At 64.7% G+C, this 22,452-nt stretch carries 22 protein-coding genes and 1 tRNA gene; 8 read left to right on the forward strand and 15 right to left on the reverse strand.

The features are described 5' to 3' along the window. The first annotated feature begins 66 nt into the window (after nucleotides 1-66). On the forward strand, nucleotides 67-888 hold the full coding sequence (locus ACIP90_RS19795) for a ParA family protein (protein WP_400581394.1): 822 nt from the start codon (nucleotides 67-69) through the stop codon (nucleotides 886-888). 109 nt (nucleotides 889-997) lie between these two features. Here the strand turns inward: ACIP90_RS19795 and ACIP90_RS19800 are convergent, their stop codons facing one another. From ACIP90_RS19800 to gcvH, 5 genes are all read right to left on the reverse strand, one after another. Further along, the gene (locus tag ACIP90_RS19800) at nucleotides 998-1,594 is read right to left on the reverse strand and encodes a MerR family transcriptional regulator (protein ID WP_215051712.1); all 597 of its coding nucleotides are present in this window, start codon (nucleotides 1,592-1,594) and stop codon (nucleotides 998-1,000) included. A 252-nt stretch (nucleotides 1,595-1,846) separates the two neighbouring features. Then, on the reverse strand, nucleotides 1,847-2,350 hold the full coding sequence (locus ACIP90_RS19805; protein WP_205652606.1) for a bifunctional nuclease family protein: 504 nt from the start codon (nucleotides 2,348-2,350) through the stop codon (nucleotides 1,847-1,849). Beyond that, nucleotides 2,350-3,066, reverse strand: a complete 717-nt coding sequence (locus ACIP90_RS19810; protein ID WP_400581397.1) for a MerR family transcriptional regulator — start codon at nucleotides 3,064-3,066, stop codon at nucleotides 2,350-2,352. Before ACIP90_RS19810 ends, ACIP90_RS19805 begins: the two co-directional genes overlap by 1 nt. Nucleotides 3,067-3,088: 22 nt before the next feature. Next, the gene (locus tag ACIP90_RS19815; protein ID WP_400581399.1) at nucleotides 3,089-3,565 is read right to left on the reverse strand and encodes an FHA domain-containing protein; all 477 of its coding nucleotides are present in this window, start codon (nucleotides 3,563-3,565) and stop codon (nucleotides 3,089-3,091) included. Nucleotides 3,566-3,751: 186 nt separating this feature from the next. Beyond that, complete coding sequence (gene gcvH / locus ACIP90_RS19820; protein WP_400581401.1) at nucleotides 3,752-4,138, reverse strand: glycine cleavage system protein GcvH; 387 nt, start codon at nucleotides 4,136-4,138, stop codon at nucleotides 3,752-3,754. 162 nt (nucleotides 4,139-4,300) lie between these two features. Here gcvH and ACIP90_RS19825 point away from each other — a divergent pair, with 162 nt between their 5' ends. After that, nucleotides 4,301-5,173 (forward strand): Fpg/Nei family DNA glycosylase, encoded by an 873-nt coding sequence (locus tag ACIP90_RS19825; RefSeq protein WP_400581403.1) that lies wholly within the window; start codon nucleotides 4,301-4,303, stop codon nucleotides 5,171-5,173. A gap of 192 nt (nucleotides 5,174-5,365) precedes the next feature. On the opposite strand, the gene ACIP90_RS19830 is transcribed toward ACIP90_RS19825, so the two are convergent. The 10 genes from ACIP90_RS19830 to ACIP90_RS19875 form a co-directional block, all read right to left on the reverse strand. Then, nucleotides 5,366-5,442: transfer RNA gene (locus tag ACIP90_RS19830), tRNA-Pro, on the reverse strand. A gap of 139 nt (nucleotides 5,443-5,581) precedes the next feature. Next, nucleotides 5,582-7,132: a ribosome biogenesis GTPase Der gene (gene der / locus ACIP90_RS19835; protein WP_400581405.1), complete on the reverse strand. Its 1,551-nt coding sequence runs from the start codon at nucleotides 7,130-7,132 to the stop codon at nucleotides 5,582-5,584. Between the two features lie 10 nt (nucleotides 7,133-7,142). Further along, the gene (locus tag ACIP90_RS19840) at nucleotides 7,143-7,826 is read right to left on the reverse strand and encodes a lysophospholipid acyltransferase family protein (RefSeq protein WP_400581454.1); all 684 of its coding nucleotides are present in this window, start codon (nucleotides 7,824-7,826) and stop codon (nucleotides 7,143-7,145) included. A gap of 43 nt (nucleotides 7,827-7,869) precedes the next feature. Then, the gene (gene cmk, locus ACIP90_RS19845; RefSeq protein ID WP_400581407.1) at nucleotides 7,870-8,583 is read right to left on the reverse strand and encodes a (d)CMP kinase; all 714 of its coding nucleotides are present in this window, start codon (nucleotides 8,581-8,583) and stop codon (nucleotides 7,870-7,872) included. Continuing rightward, nucleotides 8,583-9,692 carry a prephenate dehydrogenase gene (locus tag ACIP90_RS19850; RefSeq protein WP_400581408.1) on the reverse strand — a complete coding sequence of 370 codons (1,110 nt, stop codon included), beginning with the start codon at nucleotides 9,690-9,692 and terminating at the stop codon, nucleotides 8,583-8,585. The genes cmk and ACIP90_RS19850 overlap by 1 nt, the downstream gene beginning before the upstream one ends. Nucleotides 9,693-9,695: 3 nt before the next feature. Continuing rightward, nucleotides 9,696-10,910 carry a pseudouridine synthase gene (locus ACIP90_RS19855; RefSeq protein WP_400581410.1) on the reverse strand — a complete coding sequence of 405 codons (1,215 nt, stop codon included), beginning with the start codon at nucleotides 10,908-10,910 and terminating at the stop codon, nucleotides 9,696-9,698. 105 nt (nucleotides 10,911-11,015) lie between these two features. Next, complete coding sequence (locus ACIP90_RS19860; protein WP_400581412.1) at nucleotides 11,016-11,678, reverse strand: SMC-Scp complex subunit ScpB; 663 nt, start codon at nucleotides 11,676-11,678, stop codon at nucleotides 11,016-11,018. After that, nucleotides 11,675-12,451, reverse strand: a complete 777-nt coding sequence (locus ACIP90_RS19865) for a segregation and condensation protein A (RefSeq protein WP_400581455.1) — start codon at nucleotides 12,449-12,451, stop codon at nucleotides 11,675-11,677. Before ACIP90_RS19865 ends, ACIP90_RS19860 begins: the two co-directional genes overlap by 4 nt. Nucleotides 12,452-12,594: 143 nt before the next feature. Beyond that, nucleotides 12,595-13,494 (reverse strand): ParA family protein, encoded by a 900-nt coding sequence (locus ACIP90_RS19870; RefSeq protein ID WP_400581414.1) that lies wholly within the window; start codon nucleotides 13,492-13,494, stop codon nucleotides 12,595-12,597. A gap of 284 nt (nucleotides 13,495-13,778) precedes the next feature. Beyond that, nucleotides 13,779-15,122 (reverse strand): cation:dicarboxylate symporter family transporter, encoded by a 1,344-nt coding sequence (locus tag ACIP90_RS19875; RefSeq protein WP_400581416.1) that lies wholly within the window; start codon nucleotides 15,120-15,122, stop codon nucleotides 13,779-13,781. Between the two features lie 139 nt (nucleotides 15,123-15,261). On the opposite strand from ACIP90_RS19875, the gene ACIP90_RS19880 reads away from it, so the two are divergent. From ACIP90_RS19880 to ACIP90_RS19905, 6 genes are all read left to right on the forward strand, one after another. Next, a complete protein-coding gene (locus ACIP90_RS19880) occupies nucleotides 15,262-16,908 on the forward strand; it encodes an ATP-binding protein (RefSeq protein WP_400581418.1) in 1,647 nt (548 codons plus the stop codon). Then, nucleotides 16,905-17,618 carry a response regulator gene (locus tag ACIP90_RS19885; RefSeq protein WP_400581420.1) on the forward strand — a complete coding sequence of 238 codons (714 nt, stop codon included), beginning with the start codon at nucleotides 16,905-16,907 and terminating at the stop codon, nucleotides 17,616-17,618. The genes ACIP90_RS19880 and ACIP90_RS19885 overlap by 4 nt, the downstream gene beginning before the upstream one ends. A 511-nt stretch (nucleotides 17,619-18,129) precedes the next feature. Then, the gene (locus ACIP90_RS19890) at nucleotides 18,130-18,774 is read left to right on the forward strand and encodes a GntR family transcriptional regulator (RefSeq protein WP_400581422.1); all 645 of its coding nucleotides are present in this window, start codon (nucleotides 18,130-18,132) and stop codon (nucleotides 18,772-18,774) included. A gap of 9 nt (nucleotides 18,775-18,783) precedes the next feature. Then, nucleotides 18,784-20,304 (forward strand): MmgE/PrpD family protein, encoded by a 1,521-nt coding sequence (locus ACIP90_RS19895; RefSeq protein WP_400581424.1) that lies wholly within the window; start codon nucleotides 18,784-18,786, stop codon nucleotides 20,302-20,304. Continuing rightward, a complete protein-coding gene (gene prpB, locus ACIP90_RS19900) occupies nucleotides 20,305-21,210 on the forward strand; it encodes a methylisocitrate lyase (RefSeq protein ID WP_400581425.1) in 906 nt (301 codons plus the stop codon). 67 nt (nucleotides 21,211-21,277) lie between these two features. After that, complete coding sequence (locus ACIP90_RS19905; RefSeq protein ID WP_400581427.1) at nucleotides 21,278-22,429, forward strand: bifunctional 2-methylcitrate synthase/citrate synthase; 1,152 nt, start codon at nucleotides 21,278-21,280, stop codon at nucleotides 22,427-22,429. Nucleotides 22,430-22,452 lie beyond the last annotated feature (23 nt).

Consider the following 22,452-nt stretch of genomic DNA (forward strand, 5'->3'; position numbering starts at 1 on the left):
TGTTCCGGCAGTACCGGAACATCAACTACCCCAACACGGCAACCGGCGTTAGGTATTGGTTTTCAAGTGCAAGTAGTCAGCATCAGCAGCCTCAAAGGCGGTGTCGGCAAGACATCCGTCACAACCGGATTGGCGTCTGCGGCACTGGCCGCCGGCATCCCCACCCTCGTTGTGGATCTGGATCCCCATGCCGACGCCAGCACTGCCCTGGGAGTGCAGCCGAGTGACAAGCTGGATATCGGCCGGATGCTCAAGAATCCCCGCAAGGCCCGGCTTCCGGAGAATGTCGTTTCCAGCGGGTGGACCGAGCGTGTACAAAGTAACGGCTCGGGTCCCGCCGTCCTGGACGTTGCCGTGGGCTCCGCCTACACCGGCGTGTATGATCGCCCCGACCTCGGCAAGCGGGATCTCCGCCGGCTCTCCGCCGTTTTGGCAGGTGCGGAGAAGTACGAGCTCGTCCTGGTGGACTGCCCTCCGTCCCTGAATGGACTGACCCGCATGGCCTGGTCCGCCAGCACCAAGGTAGCCCTGGTGGCCGAGCCCGGCCTGTTCTCCGTGGCAGGGACTGAGCGCACCATGCGGGCAATCCAGCTGTTCCGCCAGGAATTCGCCCCCAATCTGTCCCCTGCAGGCATCGTCGCCAACCGGGTCCGAAGCGGGTCTTCCGAGCACGCGTTCCGCCTGGCCGAGATGCAGTCGATGTTCGGTGACCTCCTGCTGACGCCCCACATTCCGGAACAGGCAAACTGGCAGCAGATCCAGGGCGCCGCGCATTCCATCCACCACTGGCCCGGCGACTCCGCCAAGTCAGCCGCGGGACTCTTCGACGCACTCCTGGGCAACCTGATGTCGGCCGGCCGGGCGAGCCGCAGCCGCAGCAACCGCTGAGCCACGCGCGCCCGAGAGAGCGAAGGCCGCCCCCCCGACAGGGAGGCGGCCTTCGCTCTTAATCTTCTGGAGCCATAAATCCTCTGGATGCCCAGGAAGGTGTCCGGACTTAGCCGGTCTTGCGGGCGGCCCGGCGCTTGCTCAGCTCATCATCGGGAAAGGTCTGGTCGCTGGCATGTTCGCTGGGCAGGGACGCGAGGCTCCCTTCAACTTCGCGCCATACGCGGCCCACAGCGATGCCGAATACACCCTGTCCGCCCTGGACAAGGTCGATGACCTCATCGGCGGACGTACATTCATACACGCTGGCGCCATCGCTCATAAGGGTGATCTGTGCGAGGTCTTCGACGCCGCGCTCACGCAGGTGTTCCACGGCCGAACGGATCTGCTGGAGGGAAACACCTGTATCAAGCAGCCGCTTGACCACCTTCAGGACCAAAATGTCGCGGAAGCCGTACAGCCGCTGCGAACCGGAGCCGGCGGCGCCGCGGACAGCCGGTTCAACCAGGCCCGTCCGGGCCCAGTAATCCAGTTGGCGGTACGTTATGCCGGCCGCTTTGCAGGCCGTTGGACCGCGGTAGCCTGCGTCCTCGTCCAAGACTGGGAGGTCCTCAGTGAAGAGAAGGCCCTGAGCACCGCTTGCGGGCACAGCTACGCCGGCCGTTGAGGGCTGCTTCAGCTCGCCTGCTTCGCCTTTCGGACTCACGTGGATCCTCCTTGTCATGAGCTCCCCTGGGGAACTTGCTGCAACAGCACTGCACGCATGGGAGTCAAAATGAAACTCATGCATGTAATTCCGCCGGAGTAGCACTTTCCAGTGTGACCTGCGCGGCTGTTGTACGCAATGGGAACTTGGTACCTTCGACGTTAGGCCTGCCAGGGCCCAAGGTCAAAGATGTTCAGGTCATTGAAAGGGCGTGTCGAAACTTTCAGCCTGAACTTTAACCTTAACGTGACCTTAGCCGTCGAAGTCTTCCGGCTCCACGTCATCCAGGAACTCACGGAACTGGCGCAATTCACTTTCTTCGTCCACCGTGGGGCCCTGCTCTGTGTCCTCCCCCTCGTCGTGTTCGGTGATCCGCACTCCGGCCTCATCCATCACAGAATCCGCGCACCAGATCCGGCATTTCGCGCGCAGGGCGATGGCCAGGGCATCCGACGCTCTGGAACTAACGGTGGCGCCGTTATCGAACTGGAGTTGCCCGTAGAAGATGTTGTCTTCCACGGCCACGATGTTCACGCTCACCACCGCATGTCCAAGCGTCTCCACGACATCCACCAAAAGGTCATGCGTCATGGGGCGCGGCGGTACCACGCCCTGCTGCGCCAAGGCGATCGCGCTGGCTTCCGGCGTGCCGATCCAGATGGGCACGTGGCGCTCCCCGTGGATCTCCCTCAGGAGCACCAGGGGCTGGTTGGAGGGCAGCTCGATCCGGACGCCCACAATCTCGACTTCGATCATCAGATCTCCATCCGTGAAATACGGTCCTGGACCAGAGCCCGGTGCAGGGTCAGGCAAAGGTCGCTGATTTCCCGGGCCGCCTCTGCGGCCCTGGCCTGCGAGGCTGCATCCTTCCGGGACGTCAGCGTTGCAACGGCCCTTTCCACCAGCCCGAACTCCCGCTCAGCAGCCGCCTGGAAGGGCCGCAGATGGCGGGGTTCCAGTCCGTGGCCCTCCAGCTGCACGCAGGCGCGCGCCACCTGCAGGGCGTGCTCATCGAACATGCCGTTCAAATGACCGATCAGCCCGAAACTGAGCAACGACTGCAGAAGCTGCACGCTCGCGCCGGACTCCGCCCGCAGCTGTTCCTCGCTGAGCTTGCGCGACTTGTTCTGCAGTTCAGCCGCCAGCTCATCGGAAACGATGCGCGGAGAGACAGTCACGCCGGGCGGAAGGTTGTCCGGACGCTCTCCCCGGTCGATGGCATCAAGATAATCCTTGATCACCTTCAGCGGCAGGTACTGGTCGCGCTGGAGTGACAGGACAAACCGGAGACGCTCGACGTCACTGTCGGAATACTGCCGGTAGCCTGCCGGCGTGCGCCGGGGATTGATAAGTCCTTTTTCCTCAAGGAACCTGATTTTAGACGCCGTCATGCTCGGGAAATCGTCGCTCAACTGAGCGAGGACCTCCCCGATGTTCAGGACCAGGGGCCCACGGCGCTCCGGTTGTGCCATTGCCACAGGCAGCCGCTCCGAATCAGGCGCGTCCTGCTGCGCGGGCAGGGCTCAGGTAGAAGGTGAGTCGGAACTTGCCGATCTGGACTTCGTTTCCGGACTTCAGCTCCACGCTGTCCACGCGGTCATGGTTGACGTACGTGCCGTTGAGGCTGCCGGTGTCCACGACTTCGAAGCTGCGGGGAGTGCGGCGGAATTCGACATGCCGGCGCGAGACGGTCACGTCGTCAAGAAATATGTCTGCATCCGGGTGCCGCCCGGCGGTGGTGACGTCGGAGTCGAGCAAGAAACGGGCGCCCGAGTTGGGGCCGCTGTGTGCTACCAGCAATGCTGAGCCGGCGGGCAAAGCCTCCACGGCCGTCCGCTCCTCCGGAGAAAGCTTGGGCACGATCGTCGGCTCGTCGCGGACCGGAGTGAGGTTGATCGAGGTTGTCTCCGAGGCCCTGCCCACGTCCGTGCCGTAATCACCGCCGGTGTGGTTCTGTTCGCCGCCAACCATGGATTCCTCCTCCTTCGTTGCAGATGTCCCCCTGCAATCAACGCGTACCGTCCGGAAATGCGTGGCACCTCCGGTTTGCCGTGCGCCGGCCGGGCCTTTGGACCCCAAGACTGGAAACCAGCACTGGATACCAGTATTGGATACCGGTATTGGATACAGGGCCCGGCTTAGCGCGAACAGCTAGCTTTAGCCTACCTGTTGTTCGTACTCCGATGCACTGAGCAGGGAGTCCACTGCGTCAGGTTCCGCAAGCTTGACCTCGATGAGCCAGCCCTCTCCGTAGGGATCGGAGTTGATGAGGGCTGAATCGCTGTCCAGGGCCTCGTTCCGGGCCACGATTTCACCGGTTACCGGGGCGTAGATATCGCTGACGCTCTTGGTGGACTCAACCTCGCCAATGACATCATTCGCCGTCACCGCCGTTCCAATTTCGGGCATCTGGGCGTACACGACGTCCCCGAGGGCGTCCTGGGCAAAGTCAGTGATCCCGATCCGGACCACACCGTCGGCGTTCGGCGCGGACACCCATTCGTGTTCCGCGGTGTAGGACAGCTCAGAGGGAATGTTGCTCATCAGGGGCCTTTCATCGGGTCAATCACCAATGTCAACGGAGGCGTAGGGAACAAGCCACCGCTGAAAGTATAGGCACATGGTGCAGGCTCGAGACGGCACCGAAACCACATCATCCGGGCTCGGGCGCTGACACGCCTGCCGCGTTGTGCCACAGTGGGGGGCATGCCAGAACTACCCGAAGTGGCCGGTCTGAGTTCCTTTCTTGGCACGCACCTTGAAGGCACCGTGCTGACGAAGCTTCAGGTCCTCTCCGTGGCCGTACTCAAGACGGCTGATCCCCCCTATACGGCCCTCGAAGGCCGCACTGTCACGGGCGTGCGGCGCTTCGGCAAGTTCGTGAGCATAGACGCCGACGGCCTGCACTTCGTCTTCCATCTCGCCCGGGCCGGTTGGGTGCGCTACACGGAGGCGCCCTCCACGGCTCCGCTCCGGCCCGGCAAGAGCCCCATTGCGGCGAGGTTGGCATTCGCCGGCAACGACGGCCTCCATATCGGCATAGACCTGACCGAAGCAGGCACCAAGAAGAGCCTTGCAGTCTACGTGGTCACCGATCCCCTTGAGGTGCCGGGAATCGCGGCCCTTGGCCCGGATCCGCTGGACCCAGGGTTCAGCCTTGCGATGTTCGCCGGAATCCTGGCCGCCAACCCCCACCAGGTCAAGGGTGTGCTGCGAAGCCAGAGCGTGATTGCCGGGATAGGAAACGCGTACAGCGATGAAATCCTCCATGCGGCAAAGATCTCGCCCTACGCCATGGCCGATTCGTTGGACGAAGAGAGCGTGCGTGCCCTGTACGAGGCCATCCACAGCGTTCTCGGAGCGGCCGTGAAGGAAGCAGCGGGCAAGGCGCCCAGCGACCTGAAGGATACGAAGCGGGGCGGCATGAGAGTCCACGGCCGCACCGGACTGCCGTGCCCGGTCTGCGGTGACACCGTCCGCCAAGTGTCCTTCGCGGACACCGCACTCCAGTACTGCCCCACCTGCCAGACCAAGGGCAAGGTCCTGGCTGACCGCCGAACGTCCCGGTTCCTCAAGTAGCAGCCGCCCGGGTGATCGGGGCAGGAAAAATCTGCTGGACCGTTAGTCGGCGAGGTCGATGTTCAGACCCGCGTTCCGGGCTCCACGCATTTGAAGCCGCGTCTTTGGCGCCAGCTGCGCCCATTGTGCCCGTTAAGCAGAAAAGGCCGCCTCCGGATTTCTCCGAAGACGGCCTCTGACCTGCGGTTTCTTTGGTCGGGCTGACAGGATTTGAACCTGCGACCCCTTGACCCCCAGTCAAGTGCGCTACCAAGCTGCGCTACAGCCCGTCAGTTCTGCCGTTCTCCGCTTCAATGAACTTCAGAAGAATTTCATCTAAGCAGTCCGGCCGAACCACCTCCAAAAGCTTACACGATTCCGGAGGGTGCCCGTGACATTTTCGTCCGCCACAGGCCCGGTGTGTCCTAATTAACGCTTCTTGCCGCGTTTTTCCCGGACACGCATATTGACTTCAATGGGTGTTCCTTCGAAGCCGAACGTTTCACGCAGCCGCCGGGTGATGAACCGGCGGTAACCCGGGTCCAGGAAGCCGGTGGTGAAGAGGACGAACTTCGGCGGGCGGCTGGAGGCCTGCGTGCCGAAGAGGATCCTGGGCTGCTTGCCGCCGCGGACAGGGTGTGGGTGTGCGGCCACGAGCTCGCCCAGGAAGGCGTTGAGCCGGCCGGTCGGGATGCGCTTGTCCCAGTTCTCGAGCGCCAGATCCAGTGCGGGCACGAGGCGGTCCTTGTGCCAGCCGGTCTTAGCCGAGATGTTGACGCGCGGCGCCCATTCAACGTGTGCCAGGTCCTGCTCGATTTCGCGTTCAAGATACCGGCGGCGCTCGTCGTCGAGGAGGTCCCACTTGTTGAACGCGAGCACCAGGGCCCGTCCCGATTCGATGGCCAGCTGCAGGATGCGGACATCCTGCTCGCTCAGCACCTCGTCCACGGCCAGGAGTACGACGGCGACCTCCGCCTTTTCGAGTGCGCTTTGCGTCCGCAGGGAGGCGTAGAAGTCGGCGCCCTGCGCCATGTGCTGGCGCCGCCGGATCCCTGCGGTGTCGACGAAGCGCCAGGTGCGCCCGCCGAGCTCAATGAATTCATCCACCGGGTCCCGGGTGGTGCCGGCGGTGTTGTCCACCACCACGCGCTCCGAGCCGGCGAGCTTGTTCAGCAGGGATGACTTGCCCACATTGGGCCTGCCGATCAGTGCCACCCGGCGGGGGCCGCCGGAGCGCTCGAGTCCCTCAATGGTGGAGAACTCCGGAAGCGTGTCCATGACGTGGTCCAGGAGGTCCGCAACACCGCGGCCGTGAAGGGCCGAGACGGGGTATGGCTCGCCAAAGCCGAGGCCCCACAGGGTGGCGGAGTCCGCTTCCTGCGCAAAGTCATCGACTTTGTTGGCCACCATGATGACGGGCTTCTTGCTCTTGCGCAGCATCTTCATGACGCCTTCGTCCGTGGCGGTTGCGCCCACGGCGGAGTCGACAACGAACAGCACGGCGTCAGCAAGCTCCACGGCCATTTCCGCCTGCTCCGCCACCCGGGCGTGGATACCGCGCGCGTCATGCTCCCACCCACCGGTATCCACAACGGTGAAATTGCGCCCGTTCCAGTGGGCGGAGTACATCACACGGTCGCGGGTCACGCCGGGGGTGTCCTCCACGACAGCCTCGCGGCGGCCCAGGATGCGGTTAACCAGTGTGGACTTGCCCACGTTGGGGCGCCCGATGATCGCCAGGACGGGGTCCAGCTTGACCGGGCCTTCCAGGTCCTCGTCCTCGTAGCGGCCGCTGAGGAGGGCGGCATCTTCCTCGTCGAGTTCGTAGTCATCCAGTCCCGCCCGGAGCGAGGCCGCGCGGAGCTCTGCCTCCTCATCGTCCAGGGCTGCGAGATGCTCAGCCACCTGGTCGGTGCCGGTGGGCGTGTATTCGTCTTCGCCGGCGCCGGAGCGGCCGGAAGTTTGAGTCGTATCGCTCATTGCACTTTCCTTAGTGGTGATCTGCCGGCGACCCGGCTACTGCGTCTGTACGTTCGTGGGGGAAATCCGCGGAAGGTAGGGCCTGCCCGCTGAGATGAATCGTGTCTTGGACGTGGCTCGCCAGGGCAGCGCGGATTTCCTTTGCCGCCCTGTCCATTGAAGCACGCCCGGTCTCGCCGGGATTCCGGCTGATAGTGACCGGTTGGCCAAAGCCGACGTGAAGCCTCCGGCCGGGGCGGGGAACCGTGTCAAGGTGCTCGCCGCCCTGCCGCGTGCCCAGAATGGCCACCGGCACAATGGTGGCCTGCGAGTTCAGGGCGAGCCATGCGACACCGTTGCTGATGCCCGCAGCCTTCCCGCTCCCCCGGCTGCCCTCGGGCAGGATCCCGATGCAGCGGCCGGCATCGAGCAGGGTCTTGCTGACCTGCAGCGCGGCCCGGTCGCCGGAACGGTCCACGGGCAGCTGCCCTGACGCCCGCAGCACGCGTCCCAGGAACCCCTTGAACATCTCCCTTTTGACCAGGATGTGCATGGGACGGGGCGAAGCTCCGAACATGACCGGGCCGTCCAGGTAACTGATGTGGTTACCGGCAAAAATCACCGGGCCATGGGTAGGGACGTTGGAGCGCCCCGTGACGGAGGTCCGGTAGACCACATGGTCCAGCAGCCAGCCCACAGGCCGGCTCCATCCCATGGTCCAGCGCGCAGGAAGTCCGGGTGCCGCATCCTTCGCGGCCTCACTCATGGTTGATCACCTTGGTGACGATCCGCAGTGCTGCGCTCACGGTTTCCTCAAAGTCCAGGTCGGACGAATCGAGGATCACCACGCCGTCGGCTGCCTGCGTGAAATTCACCACGGTCGAGTCCTTGGCGTCCCGTTGGGTCACCTGGGCAGCCAGCTGCTCGGCGGTCTGCGTGCCGCCCAACTGGATCCCGCGCCTCCGTAGCCGCGCCTCTTCGCTGGCGGTGAGCAGCATGCGGACTTCCGCTCCGGGAACGACGACGGTGGTGATGTCCCTGCCTTCCACCACCATGCGGCGGTGGTGCTTGTCGATCAGTGAGCGCTGGCGGCGGATGAGCTCGGTCCGGGCGCCAAGGGTGGTGGCCACGGCGCTGACGGCCGAGGAGATCTCTGGTTCCCGGATGGCTGCCGTGACATCGGTGCCGTCCACCCGCACATACTCCTCATGCGGCGTGGTGCTGATCTCCAGCGGCAGGTCTTCGGCAGCAAGCTCGACGGCGGAGGCGTCATTAAGGTCGGTGCCGCGGTCCAGGCAAAACCAGGTCAGGGCACGGTACATGGCGCCAGTGTCCAAGTAGGCGAGATGGAGGCGGCGGGCCACTTCCTTACTGACGCTGGACTTACCGGATCCCGACGGTCCGTCGATGGCCACCACGAGCGGCTTGCCCAGTCGGAGCGCCGGCATCGTGTCTAGAAGTTCCTGTGTCATTACTGCAATACCCGCCATCCACGGTCGTTGAGGGCTTCAATGAGGAGATCATGCCGGTTGGGCAGGACGGACAGCTCCACCATGCCGACGTTCTGGCCGGACGAGTGGTCCAGCCGCAGGTCCTCGACATTGACGCCGATTTCGCCGATCTCCGTCAGGAGCCGGGCGATCTGCCCGGGCCTGTCATCCACCAGCACGGTGAGCCATGAGTAGGCCTGCGGCGGCCCGCCATGCTTGCCCGGAATCCGTGCCTGTCCGGCGTTGCCTTCGCTCATCAGCTGGGCGAGGTCTAACCGCGCACCCGGTGCTGCCGGGTCTTCCAACGTGGCGATCAGCCGGTTGAGGTCTTCCCTGACGCCGTAAAGAATCTCCACGACTTTCCCGGCATTGGCTCCGAGGATCTGCACCCACAGCGTCGGGTCGCTGGCGGCGATCCGGGTGACGTCACGCAGCCCGTTGCCGGCCAGGGACAGTGCATGCAGGGGTGTGCCCTGCAGACGGCTGGCCAGCAGCGAGGACATCACCTGGGGCAGGTGGGAGACCAGGGCCACGGCTTCGTCGTGTTCCTCAGCAGTGAACTGCGACACGAGGGCGCCCAGATCCGTGGCAATGGCCCTGGCAGTCTGCAGGGCCGCGGCCGAGGTTTCCTCCGACGGACACACCACCCAGGGCATGGACGTGAAGAGCTCGCCGCGGGCAGCAACGGGCCCGGACTTCTCGCGCCCTGCCATGGGGTGGGTACCAACGTACCGGGACAGGTCCACGCCGCGGCGGCGCAGCTCGTTCTGGATGTCTGCCTTGACGCTGGCAATGTCCACCACGGTGGCATCCGGGTAGTCGGACAGCGCACGTTCGACAACGCCTGCCGTCACGTCCGGAGGGGAAGCCACGACAACGAGTTCCGGCTGTTCCCCTTCCAGCGCCGCCAGGGGCAGGCCGGCGCCGATATCCACGGCGACAGCCTGGTTGGTTGGCGACGGATCGGAAAGGTAGACGGCCACGCCGCGGCCGCGGAGGCCAAGGCCGATGCTCGTACCGAGCAGGCCGGTGCCGATAACAACGACCGGTCCGCTCAAGTGCCCGCGGCCGTGATTACGAAATGCCGACATGCCCTAGAGTCCTACGGATGCCAGCAGGTGGCCGACTTCCTGCCTGCCGAGGTTGCGGATGCTTCCCTGGCGCTGGTCGCCCAGGCCTATGGGGCCGACCTTGACACGCACGAGGCGCAGCACGGGGAACCCGACGGCGTCGAACATCCGGCGAACGATGCGGTTCTTGCCGGAGTGCAGCACAACTTCGATCAGCACATGGCCCGGAGTGGAGTCCACGAGACGGAAGGAGTCCACGGAGGCGATGCCGTCTTCGAGTTCAACGCCGGCCTTCAGCTGCGCGCCGATGCCCTGCGGGAAGGGACCCCGGACCTGGACCAAGTACGTCTTGGGTACCTCGTAGGAAGGGTGCGTCAGGCGGTTGGCCAATTCGCCGTCGTTCGTCAGCAGCAGGAGCCCTTCGGTGGCGACGTCAAGCCGGCCCACGTGGAAGAGGCGTTCACCCTGGTTGTTGCGAATGAAGTCGCTGATGCAGGGGCGGCCGTCGGGGTCCTCCATGGTGGACACAACGCCCTTGGGCTTGTTGAAGACCATGTAGACCATGGTTTCGTCCAGCTGGATGCGGAGGCCGTCCACGTGGATGACGGCGGTCTTGGGATCAACGCGGACGCCGAGCTCGGTGACGACTTTGCCGTCGACTTCCACGCGGCCTTCGGCGATCATCTCCTCACACACGCGGCGTGATGCGACGCCTGCGGAGGCCATGACCTTCTGCAGGCGGATGCCGTCGGCATCGTGGACTTCCGACTGGGGAACGTCACCACGGGGGCCGCGCTTCCGGGAAGGCTTGCGGACCGGACCGAGGTTCTGGCCGAAGCGTTCGCTGCCGAAGGCGCGTGACGCGGCCGCCTTGGGTGCGCCTGCACGGGGCTTGGGTTTCAGGGCTCCAGGCGTTCCGGGCGCCTTGCCGGCACCGGGCTTGCGGGCTCCGGCTTTGCGGGCCGACGGCTTGGCGCCGGCCTTCCAGTCCGCGGAAGACCTGCCGGCGGGCGACTCGTCGGGATCGACGAATCGCTCCTCGCGCGGCTTCGGCGCCTTGTGGGGACGGTCGCCGAACGGGCGGTCGCCTCCCTTGGAAAAATCGCGCTGGCCGGCTCCGAAGCCGGCGCCGCGCTGGCCTCCACGGCCGCTTTGCGCTGCGCCACGCGCTGAATCGCGTTCCGGACCTTTACGCCCCGAACTGTTACGTGGTGAACCCTGGCGTCCCGCCTGTGTCATGACCCGTCCTTCGTTATGTTGACCGGCACCGGTTGTCCAAAGACAACACTAGCCAGCCGTGCAGATTAAATCTGCTCTGGTAGATACTGTTCTGCAGGCAGCTGCCTACATTCTTCCGGCGTCGTAAAACTCATCGATTCCATCCAGCCCCGGAAGGTGCTGTGAAATCTGGGGCAGCTCAGCCACCGAGCCGATTCCCATTCGTTCAAGGAAATATGACGTCGTGCGGTACAGGATTGCCCCCGATTCCGGATCTGTTCCGGAATCCTCGATCAGTCCGCGCTGGATCAGCGTCCGCACGACCGAGTCGACATTGACCCCCCGAATTGCAGACACTCTGGCCCTGGAAACGGGCTGCCGGTAGGCAATGACGGCAAGCGTTTCAAGTGCTGCCTGCGTCAGCCTGGCTGTCTGGCCTTCCAGGACGAAAGCACCGACGATGTCAGCGAACTCAGCCCGGGAGTAGATGCGCCAGCCTCCGGCAACATTCCGCAATTCAAAACCCCGGGGGCTGGAAGTGAAGCCAGCGTCACTGGCGATTTCCATATCCGGGGCTTTAACAGTATAGCCGTCATACTCGCGCTGCAGGTCCAGCAGCAGCTGCTCCACCAATTCCACGGTCAGGTTCAGTCCTGCGGCCAGGTCCGTGGCCGACGCCGGTTCGTCCAGCACCATCAGCACGGCCTCCAGGGCGGCCCGCGCTCCGCCCGGAAGCCCGGAGACGTCCGTGCCGTCGCCGGACGAAGGTTCCTGTTGGGACTTACTCACGGCTGATCCTCGTATTCTTCGCTCAATTTGTCGCTGCTCCATTCGCCGGATGCCGTCCACCGCACTGTCAGGTCACCGAGCGGCGCCACCTGGTCGAACGCCACGACCTGGTCGCGGAAGAGCTCCAGCAATGCCAGAAAACGCGCAACCACCACCAGGGTGGATTCGGCATCGGCAATCAGCGCCCTGAATGACAGCGGCCTGCCTTCCCGCAGGCGGAGCCCGATAAGCTCCGCCTGTTCACGAACGCTGACCGGGCTCCCGTGCAGGTGGGCCAGCCCGACTTCGGTGGGTTTCGTGGCCTTGGGCTTCAGGGCAGCTTCGGCCAGTGACGCGAACTGCTGCGGGGTGTGCTTCCAGACGAGTTCAGGCAGCATGGCCGCGAAGTGTTCCTCGAGCGCCACCTGCCGCGGATACCGCCGGGACTCAAGTTCCAGCGTCGCATCCATGAGGGCGGCCACCTGCTTGAACGCCTTGTACTGCAGCAGCCTGGCAAAAAGCAGGTCCCGGGCCTCCAGCAGCGCGATGTCGTCCTCATCCTCGACCTCACCCGCCGGAAGCAGCCGGGCAGCCTTGAGGTCCAGGAGGGTGGCGGCGATGACGAGGAATTCGCTGGCTTCGTCCAGGGCCCACTCCTCCCCCAGCGACTGCAGGTTCCGGATGTACTTGATGAATTCATCGGTCACGGTGGCGAGTGCCACCTCGGTGATATCCATCTGGTGCTTGGCGATCAGCCCCAGCAGCAGGTCAAAGGGGCCAGTGAAGTTCTCCAGCCTGACTTCGAAACCCGGCTTCTTCGCGCCGGGATCGCCGGCGACAGGCGCAGCGCCCCCGTCAAGTGCGGCCCCGCCGTCGTCCGTGCCGGCCGGCTGACCGCGTACCGCGAGCGGAGTTGCCGACTCAGCCACGGCCCAAGCTACGGCGCGCCGCCGCGCGAAATGAGCTCCTTGGCGAGGCGGCGGTAGGCGTCGGCGCCGATGTGGTTACCGGCATAGCTGGTGATTGGTTCAGCGGCGACAGTGGCGTCGGCGAACTTGATGGAGCGCTTGATGACGGTCTCAAAGACTTTGTCACCGAAGGCCTCCACGAGGCGGGTGATGACTTCCCGGCTGTGCAGGGTCCGGGCGTCGTACATGGTGGCAAGGACTCCGTCCACCTGCAGCCGGGGGTTGAGGCGGTCCTGGACCTTGTCAATGGTTTCGACCAGGAGGGCCACGGCCCGCAGCGCGAAGAATTCGCAGATCAGCGGGATGATCACGCCATGGGCAGCCGTGAGCGCGTTCACTGTGAGCAGGCCCAGCGAGGGCTGGCAGTCGATCAGGACGATGTCATAGTCATCCTCGATGTTCTTCAGCGCGCGGTCGAGGACCTGTTCGCGCGCCACCTCATTGACCAGCTGGACCTCCGCGGCGGAGAGGTCAATATTCGCCGGCAGCAGGTCAACGTTTTCAACGCCGGTGGTGTGGATCGCCTCGCGAATGTCCACCTTTCGGTCCATGAGGACGTTGTACACGGTGAGGTCCAGTTCGTGCGGGTTGACGCCAAGCCCCGCGGACAGTGCCCCTTGGGGGTCAAAGTCCACCAGCAGCACGCGGCGGCCGTACTCCGCCAGCGCGGCCGCAAGGTTGATGGTTGACGTGGTTTTGCCCACGCCGCCCTTCTGGTTGACCATTGCAATCACACGGGCCGGTCCATGGGAGGACAGCGGCGCGGGCTCCGGAAATTCGCGGTAGGGGCGGCCTGTGGGACCCATCACGGCGTCTTCCAGGTCGAGTTCCGTGCCTTCCAGAGTTGCTGAACCCTGTTCGCTGCTCACGTATCTATCCACACTTTCGATGACGGTGATTTTTCTGTGCCGCTGAATGCCGGGGCCGCAGGATGTCCGGCGCCATGCTTCTTCCACCCAAGGCTACAGCGCCCGACACGGCATTTCGTGGAACTTGACTTTTGATGGCGTTTGAGCCTTGACCTTTTACTTGAAGTCGAAGGTTAGCCTCCCGCCCATGCAAAACGCCCGCACAGGCTGGCCTGTGCGGGCGTTGCCGGCGCCGGAGCGCCGTTGGTAATGAGCCGGCGTTGTGAAAGCCAGCGCTGTGAAGCCTAGGCGTGGGCCGGAACGGGCTGCTGCGCCGGGGTCTCCTGGACACCGTGGTGGGTGGCAATCATGGTCTGCTCGTCGAAGGGCTCCTCGCCGGACAGAACGCGGCCGACCTGCTGGTTGTCGATCTCCTTGACCCAGGTGCCGATCAGGACCGTGGCCACCGCGTTGCCCGTGAAGTTGGTCAGGGCGCGGGCCTCGGACATGAAGCGGTCGATGCCGACGATCATGCCGACGCCGCCGAGGAGTTCGGGCTTGTGGGCCTGCAGGCCGGCGGCCAGCGTGGCCAGGCCTGCGCCGGTGACACCGGCAGCGCCCTTGGAGGCGATGATCATGAAGATCAGCAGGGAGATCTGGGCGCCGAGGTCCAGCGGGGTTCCCATGGCGTTGGCCACGAACAGGGAGGCCATCGTCAGGTAGATGGCGGTGCCGTCCAGGTTGAAGGAGTAACCGGTGGGAACGGTGACGCCGACGACCGGCTTGGAGACACCCAGGTGCTCGAGCTTGGCAATCAGGCGGGGCAGCGCGGCCTCGGAAGATGAGGTGGAGAAGATGAGGAGGTATTCGCGTGCCAAGTACTTCATCAGCTTGAAGATGTTCACGCCGGCCACCGCCTGCAGGAGTCCACCGAGGATGACCACGATGAAGAGTGCGCAGGTGATGTAGAAGGCGGCCATCAGGGTGAACATGCTCACGATTGCCTGGAAGCCCGTGGCCCCGACGACCGCGGCAATGGCGCCGAAGGCACCGACCGGAGCCAGCCACATGATCATGATAAGGATGCGGAACACCACAGCCTGGCCGTGGCCGATGGCCTTGAGGACAGGGGCACCCTGTGCGCCCATCTTCTGCAGCGCGAAACCGACGAGGATGGCGGCGAAGAGAGTGGGCAGGACCGGAATGTCGCCCGGAATGATCCCCAGGAGGAACGCGACGGTGCTGTCTACCTCGGCCTTCTTATTGGGATCGTAGGGCGCCAGCTTCAGGCCGTCACCCGGGTGGATCAGGTTGCCGACCACGAGGCCGATGCCCAGGGCGAACGTCGACATGAGGACGAAGTAGCCCAGGGCGAGCCCACCGACCTTGCCGACCGTTGCGGCCTTGGCGATGGAGCCGATGCCCAGGACGATCGTGCAGAAGATGATCGGGGCGATCATCATCTTGATGAGCTTGATAAACCCGTCACCGAGCGGCTTCAGTGATTTGCCGACCTCAGGGAACATAAGGCCGACCACTGCGCCCAAGATGACTGCGGCGATGACGGCAATGTAAAGGTAGTGGGATTTGTCCAGTCCTTTGCGCGCGGCCTTGGCCGGTGCAGCCGACTCTCCTCGTTGAGAAGCCATGATGTGTCTCCTTATGGATAATCTGGAAGACGCTTCGCACAGTCTCTGAGCTCTTCGCGTCGGTCCTTTTGTGATTTCCATCATTGGGCACAGAGTGACTTAGCTCACCGTTGCGTTCATATTGGTCATAGGAGGTGTTGTGATCCACCGTTGGAGCATTGCCAGGCGGCTGTTCGTGGCAAATCTGCTGTTCGTGCTGGCGCTCACCGGAGTAGTGGGGACGGCCGCCTTCATCGACGCCCGCGAGCGCACGTATGACGAGACCGGGCGCAGGATGGCGGCCTTGGCTGTTTCTGTTGCCGACAACCCGCTGGTGCTGCAGGCCGCGGCTTCCCCCGATCCCTCTGCCCGGCTCCAGCCGTACGCGCTTCAGGTGATGGAGGACGCCGGTGCCGATTTCATCACCATCATGGCGCCGGACAGGACCCGCTGGACGCACCCCAGGAGCGAGGAGCTTGGCCAGCCGTACATCGGCTCAATCTCCGATGCCCTCGAAGGGCGCGTGTTTACAGAGATCACGGCCGGCACACTGGGCCCGTCGGTACGAACCATTGCCCCGGTCAAGGACGCCCGCGGCTCGGTAAAGGCGCTGGTGGCCGCGGGCGTCACAGTGAGGACCATCGACGTCGCGGTGGCCGGCAGGATTCCGGCACTGCTGGCTATCTCGGGCGCCCTCCTCGCGGCCGGCTCAGTGGCCTCCTGGCTGCTGGGAAGCTATCTGCGGCGGGTGACCCGCGGCTGGGGTCCGGAACAGCTTGCCCAGCTCTTTGCCTACTACGAATCCGTTCTCCACTCGGTCCGCGAAGGTGTCATCCTGATCGACCTCAAGGGACGCGTGGTGATGTACAACGACCAAGCCGCCGAGCTGCTCGGGCTCGAGCCGCGGGACTCGGGCGACGATCCGTCAGACGCTCCGTTCCTTGCCGACCTGCCGCTGACGCCTAGCCTGAAGGACCTGTTTGAATCGGGCCGCACCGCCCACGATGAAATCCACTTGACGGCATCCGGCGTTCTGGTGGTGAACCAGAGCCCTGCCGTGGGCCCGGGCTCCCGCACAGGCCGGCCAGCCGCTGTGTTCGGAACCGTTGCCACGATCCGGGACCGCACCGAAATCGAATCGCTGGGAAGCGAGCTCGAGACCATGCGGACGCTCTCGGGCGCACTCCGCGCCCAAACCCACGAGCATGCCAACCGGCTGCACACCATGGTTTCGCTGCTGGAGCTCGGACGGACCGGCGAAGCGCTCGACTTCGCCACCAAGGATCTTGAGCTGAGCCAGCAGCTGACGGACGACATCATGGACTCCGTGCAGGAACCCGTGCTCAGCGCACTCATCATGGGCAAGGCCGCCGAGGCCCATGAACGCGGCGTGGAGCTTGCAGTGGAGGCGTCCCGGACAACTGGCGTCACGGGCCTTGCCGTCCAGGACCTCGTCACCATTCTTGGCAACCTGCTGGACAACGCCATCGATGCTGCTTCCGACGCCCCGGCCCCGCGGCGTGTGGAGTTGACGGTAGAGTCAGACGGCGGCGGATTGGACATCACGGTCCAGGATTCCGGGAAGGGCATTGAACCGGATGCCATCGACGATGTCTTCCGGTACGGCTTCAGTACCAAGGAGGCCGGACCCTTTGGCCGCGGCCTCGGGCTGGCGCTCGTAAAGCAGGCGGTCCAGCGCCTGGCCGGTACGATGACCATCACCAATTCCAACCGCACGGGCGGCGCACGTTTCCACATCGCGCTTCCCGCGCCGGAACCGCACAGTCTCCTGGAGGAGCAAGCGTGACAGACATCCGGGTCCTCGTCGTCGAAGACGAGCCTATTGCTTCGGCGGCGCATGCCGCCTACGTGGGAAGGGTGGACGGCTTCACCTTGTCCGGCACGGCCCCGGATGGCCAGTCCGCGCTGCGGATGCTTACGGAATTCGCGGCTGCCGGCAGCCCCGTTGAGCTGGTCCTTCTGGACATGAACCTCCCCGACCTGCACGGCCTGGACATTGCCCGCCGCATGCGTTCGTCCGGCCACTTTGCCGACATCATTGCCATCACGGCGGTCAGGGAGCTCTCGATCGTCCGCAACGCTGTCTCCATCGGAGTGGTGCAGTACCTCATCAAGCCGTTTACGTTTGCGACGTTCGCGGACAAGCTTGAGAGCTACAGGCAGTTCCGCGAGCAGTTGGCCGCGCCCGTAGCGGGCTCCACCAAAGTGGGCGCTTCCCAGAGCGACGTCGACCAGGCGTTTGCGAGCCTCAGGGCCCCTTCCGAGCTGCCCCTCCCCAAAGGCCTGGCACCCTCCACCCTTGAGGCCGTCCGCGATTTCATCAGGCAGCAGCCGGGGGCGGTCTCGGCCACCGAGGTCATGACGGCGCTGGGCATGTCCCGTGTCACGGCCCGGCGCTACCTGGAGTACCTTGCCGACGCCGGCACGGTCTCCCGCACGGCCAGGTACGGCGCGCCGGGGCGCCCGGAAAACGAATACCGATGGTCCCGCACCTGACGAGGAAAAGTCTAGAGCCGGGTAGCAAGGGCTCGATCCGGGACCGCTGATCGTGAAGGCAGGACAGCTGGTCGTGACAGCCTCAAGCACCCCAGCGAGGAGCCACTGGCGACACGTTTCAGGCGGCCGTGAATTGTGCCCAGTCGGGAAAGGGACCACGGGCAGACGTGGGTCGAGGCCGGGCTTGTCTGGCTCGGGGTTGTGGGGCCAGCACGCAACCTCAGCGGTTACCGCCATCTCCTGGGCCGTGCGCTCCTGCGGGGAACCGGCCGGCGCCGCCAGCGCCTCGGCAGCGGCAGCGTACCCGGCCGCGAAGTGAACCTTCAACGCGGCCAGCCAGGCTTCCATCCTGCCCACCTCCGCCAGACCGCAGCGACGCGTTGCCTTGAAGCCCGACCCGCTTCTGTTGTATACATTTTCCTCGCTGCAGAGGGAAAAACTGGCGAAATGCTGGGCATATCCCTCATGCATGTATACACTCGAGGCAATCGACCAACGAAGGGAGGGCGGCATGCGCGCCAGCGACCGGGCTTACGCGGCACTGCGTGATGACATCATCGAATGGCGGCTCCTCCCCGGGACGGTCCTCGCCGAAGTCGAGCAGTCGGAGCGCCTTGGCGTCTCGCGCACGCCGCTTCGGGAAGCGTTGAGCCGCCTGACGGCGGAAGGGCTGACGACGACGGCGGGCGGTCGGGGCGTCGTTGTCACCGACATCTCCCTGGACGACATCGATGAACTCTTCGAACTCCGCGAAACCCTCGAAGGCAAGGCGGCTGCCCTGGCCGCTGAGCGGGGCGACGCCGCGGTTTTCCTCAAGCTGCAGGAAGAGCTGCTTGCAGCTCCTGCCCTGATCAGCGGCACGGATCCCGCCCGCCACGACTACTACGGGCTAGTGGGCCGGCTGGACGAAGCCATCGACGCTGCCATCTCCAATTCCTACCTGGCGCAGGCCATGCGCAGCCTGCGCGTGCATCTGGTGCGCGTCCGCAGGCTTGCCGCCGACGACGCCGCCCGGCTCACGGCAGCAGCCACCGAACACGCGGCCATCGCCGAAGCAATAGCCGCCCGAAATCCGCGCCTGGCCCAAGCGGCCACCACCGTGCACCTGCACCGCAGTCTTTCCCACGTCAAAGCCACCCACACATCTCATTCATAAGGAGCCCCCATGGTTAAGGAACACCACGTCCGCGTATACAAGAGCGAGGAAAACCTGCCCCGCGAGGACCAGCTCGCCCACAAGATCGCCGTGGTGGCAGCCGATCCTGTCGGCGTGACTGACGATGTCACGGAGATGGTGATCAACCGGATCATCGACAACGCCTCCGTGGCCGTCGCGTCCCTGAACCGTGCCCCGATCATCGCTGCCCGGGCACAGGCCCTCACCCACGGTCCCTCCGCCAACGGAAAGGGGTCGAAGGTCTTCGGAATCGGCGAGCGGGTTTCGCCGGAGTGGGCGGCATGGGCCAATGGCGTGGCTGTCCGCGAACTGGACTACCACGACACCTTCCTCGCGGCGGACTACTCCCACCCGGGCGACAATATCCCGCCGATCCTGGCTGTGGCCCAGCACGTCGGCTCCAGCGGCGCGGACCTGATCCGCGGCATCGCCACCGGTTACGAGATCCAGGTGAACCTGGTCAAGGCGATCTGCCTGCACAAACACAAGATCGACCACGTGGCGCACCTCGGCCCCTCCGCCGCCGCGGGCATCGGAACCCTGCTGGGCCTCGACGTCGAGACGATCTTCCAGTCGGTGGGCCAGGCCCTGCACACCACCACCGCCACGCGCCAGTCGCGCAAGGGCGAGATCTCCACATGGAAGGCCCACGCCCCCGCGTTCGCCGGCAAGATGGCCGTGGAAGCCGTGGACCGTTCGATGCGCGGCCAGACCTCCCCGGTGCCGATCTATGAAGGCGAAGACGGCGTGATCGCCTGGATGCTGGACGGCCCGGACGCCTCTTACATGGTCCCGCTGCCGACGCCCGGAGAGGCGAAACGCGCCATCCTGGACACCTACACCAAGGAACACTCCGCGGAATACCAGGCCCAGGCCTGGATCGACCTGGCACGGAAGCTGCACAAGGAACACCCCGAGGCGACGGACCCGGCCAACGTGCAGTCGGTGCTGATCAAGACCAGTCACCACACCCACTTCGTGATCGGCTCCGGCGCGAAGGATCCGCAGAAGTACAGCCCCACCGCGTCCCGGGAGACCCTGGACCACTCCATCCCGTACATCTTCACCGTCGCGCTGCAGGACGGTTCCTGGCACCACGTGGACTCCTACGCCCCTGAACGCGCCGCCCGGCCAGACACCGTTGACCTGTGGCAGAAGGTTTCAACTGTGGAGGATCCGGAATGGACCCGCCGCTACCACTCCCTTGACATCAACGAGAAGGCGTTCGGCGGCTCCGTGGAAGTCACCCTGTCCGACGGCACCGTCATCAGGGACGAGATTGCCGTCGCCGATGCACATCCGCTCGGTGCCCGGCCGTTCGCCCGCGAGCAGTATGTCAACAAGTTCCGCACCTTGGCCGCCGGCCTGGTCGAAGAAGCCGAAATCGAACGGTTCCTCGCCGCCGTCCAACGCCTCCCAGAGTTGGCGGCCGGTGAACTGGACCAGCTGAACATCACCGCCGCACCCGGCGTCATTGACTTCGCAGCGGCACCCAAGGGACTGTTCTAGATGCTCTATTCCAAGACCACGCCAGAGGAGAAGCGCCTGCGCTTCCGTGAAATGCTCGCGTCCGGCACCATCCAGCAGTTTCCCGGGGCCTTCAACCCGCTCTCCGCACGGCTGATCGAGGAGAAAGGCTTCGCCGGCATCTACATCTCCGGCGCTGTCCTGGCCAATGACCTCGGGCTGCCGGACATCGGCCTGACCACCCTCACCGAGGTGGCCACGCGCGCCGGCCAGATCGCCCGGATGACCGACCTGCCCTCCATCGTGGACGCCGACACCGGATTCGGCGAACCCATGAACGTCGCCCGCAGCGTCCAGGAACTGGAAAACGCCGGTCTCGCCGGCTGCCACATCGAGGACCAGTTCAACCCCAAGCGCTGCGGCCATCTGGACGGCAAGAATGTCGTGGACCTGGCCACGGCCACCAAACGGATCAGGGCTGCTGCCGATGCCCGGCGTGACCCGAACTTCCTCATCATGGCCCGCACGGACATCCGGGCGGTTGAGGGCCTCGAAGCGGCGCAGGAGCGGGCAAAGGCCCTGGTTGAGGCCGGGGCCGACGCCATCTTCCCGGAAGCCATGGCCACGTTGGAAGAGTTCCAGGCCATCCGGGATGCGGTAGAGGTGCCGATTCTGGCTAACATGACGGAATTCGGCAAAAGTGCGCTCTTCACCGTGGACCAACTGCAGGGAGTGGGCGTGAACATGGTGATTTATCCGGTGACCCTGCTCCGTAGTGCCATGGGCGCTGCTGAGCGTACTCTGGACTCAATCAGGGCTGACGGAACGCAGGAGGCACAGGTAGGGAGCATGCTCACCCGTGCGCGGCTGTATGACCTCGTGGACTACGAGGGCTACAACCGGTTTGATACCGGCGTCTTTAATTTCCGGATCCCCGGAACTGACTGACGCGCAATCCATACCGAACCGCCGGCCGGGGGCCGGTCAACTGAGGCAAGGAACGAAGGAGCTCAGCATGGCTGAAGAAGAGATCAAAAAAGGCCTCGCCGGCGTCGTGGTGGATTACACCGCCGTCTCGAAGGTCAACTCCGATACGAACTCATTGCTGTACCGGGGCTACCCGGTCCAGGAACTCGCGGCACGGTGCAGCTTCGAGGAAGTAGCCTACCTGCTCTGGAACGGAGAACTTCCCACCAGGGAGGAACTGGCAGCCTTTACGGCGCAGGAGCGGGCCGGCCGTCCGCTGGATCCTGTGGTGAAGCAGGTGATCGACGTCCTGCCGGTCACAGCACACCCCATGGATGTCTGCAGGACCGCAGCCTCGGTCATGGGCGCGCGCCACGAACTCGCGGAGGATTCCTCCCGGGAAGCCAACATGACAAAGGCAATCGACCTGTTCGCGGCCATGCCCGCCGTCGTCGCTTACGACCAGCGCCGCCGGCGCGCGGCGGGACGCCCCATCGAACCCGTGGAGCCCCGCGATGACCTCGGCTACTCCGCCAACTTCCTGTGGATGACGTTCGGCGAGGAATCCGTACCGGAGGTTGTGGAGGCCTTCAACGTCTCGATGATCCTCTACGCCGAGCATTCATTCAACGCCTCCACCTTCGCCGGCAGGGTCATCACGTCCACGCTGTCCGATCTGCATTCGGCGGTGACAGGTGCCATCGGCGCACTCAAGGGTCCGCTGCACGGCGGCGCCAACGAGGCCGTCATGCACACCTTCGACGAGATCGGTATCCGGCCGGAGGAATCCCTTGAGGACGCAGCAGCCCGGGCCAAGGCCTGGATGGAACATGCGCTGGCCAACAAGAAGAAGGTAATGGGCTTCGGGCACCGCGTGTACAAGCACGGCGACTCCCGGGTGCCCACCATGAAGGCAGCCCTGGACAAGATGATCGCCCACTACGGCCGGCCAGAGCTGCTGGGCCTGTACAACGGGCTCGAGGCGGCCATGGATGAGGCCAAGGGGATCAAGCCGAACCTCGACTACCCCGCCGGACCCACGTATCACCTCATGGGTTTCGACACCCAGATGTTCACTCCGCTGTTCGTCGCCAGCCGCATCACCGGCTGGACGGCCCACATCATGGAACAGCTCGAATCGAACTCGCTGATCCGTCCGCTGAGCACGTACAACGGCGCCGAGGAACGGCACGTTCCATAGGAATTGCTCCCGGAGGACGTTAG

It is taken from the genome of Arthrobacter sp. NPDC093139 (genome assembly GCF_044754165.1).
Lineage (GTDB): Bacteria > Actinomycetota > Actinomycetes > Actinomycetales > Micrococcaceae > Arthrobacter.

Excerpts from the sequence above, each read along its gene's own strand:
- ACIP90_RS19805 (WP_205652606.1), bottom strand. The coding sequence starts at position 2,350 with ATGATCGAAGTCGAGATTGTGGGCGTCCGGATCGAGCTGCCCTCCAAC.
- ACIP90_RS19810 (WP_400581397.1), bottom strand. The coding sequence starts at position 3,066 with ATGGCACAACCGGAGCGCCGTGGGCCCCTGGTCCTGAACATCGGGGAG.
- ACIP90_RS19815 (WP_400581399.1), bottom strand. The coding sequence starts at position 3,565 with ATGGTTGGCGGCGAACAGAACCACACCGGCGGTGATTACGGCACGGAC.
- gcvH (WP_400581401.1), bottom strand. The coding sequence starts at position 4,138 with ATGAGCAACATTCCCTCTGAGCTGTCCTACACCGCGGAACACGAATGG.
- ACIP90_RS19825 (WP_400581403.1), top strand. The coding sequence starts at position 4,301 with ATGCCAGAACTACCCGAAGTGGCCGGTCTGAGTTCCTTTCTTGGCACG.
- der (WP_400581405.1), bottom strand. The coding sequence starts at position 7,132 with ATGAGCGATACGACTCAAACTTCCGGCCGCTCCGGCGCCGGCGAAGAC.
- ACIP90_RS19840 (WP_400581454.1), bottom strand. The coding sequence starts at position 7,826 with ATGGGATGGAGCCGGCCTGTGGGCTGGCTGCTGGACCATGTGGTCTAC.
- cmk (WP_400581407.1), bottom strand. The coding sequence starts at position 8,583 with ATGACACAGGAACTTCTAGACACGATGCCGGCGCTCCGACTGGGCAAG.
- ACIP90_RS19850 (WP_400581408.1), bottom strand. The coding sequence starts at position 9,692 with ATGTCGGCATTTCGTAATCACGGCCGCGGGCACTTGAGCGGACCGGTC.
- ACIP90_RS19855 (WP_400581410.1), bottom strand. The coding sequence starts at position 10,910 with ATGACACAGGCGGGACGCCAGGGTTCACCACGTAACAGTTCGGGGCGT.
- ACIP90_RS19875 (WP_400581416.1), bottom strand. The coding sequence starts at position 15,122 with ATGGCTTCTCAACGAGGAGAGTCGGCTGCACCGGCCAAGGCCGCGCGC.
- ACIP90_RS19890 (WP_400581422.1), top strand. The coding sequence starts at position 18,130 with ATGCGCGCCAGCGACCGGGCTTACGCGGCACTGCGTGATGACATCATC.
- ACIP90_RS19895 (WP_400581424.1), top strand. The coding sequence starts at position 18,784 with ATGGTTAAGGAACACCACGTCCGCGTATACAAGAGCGAGGAAAACCTG.
- prpB (WP_400581425.1), top strand. The coding sequence starts at position 20,305 with ATGCTCTATTCCAAGACCACGCCAGAGGAGAAGCGCCTGCGCTTCCGT.
- ACIP90_RS19905 (WP_400581427.1), top strand. The coding sequence starts at position 21,278 with ATGGCTGAAGAAGAGATCAAAAAAGGCCTCGCCGGCGTCGTGGTGGAT.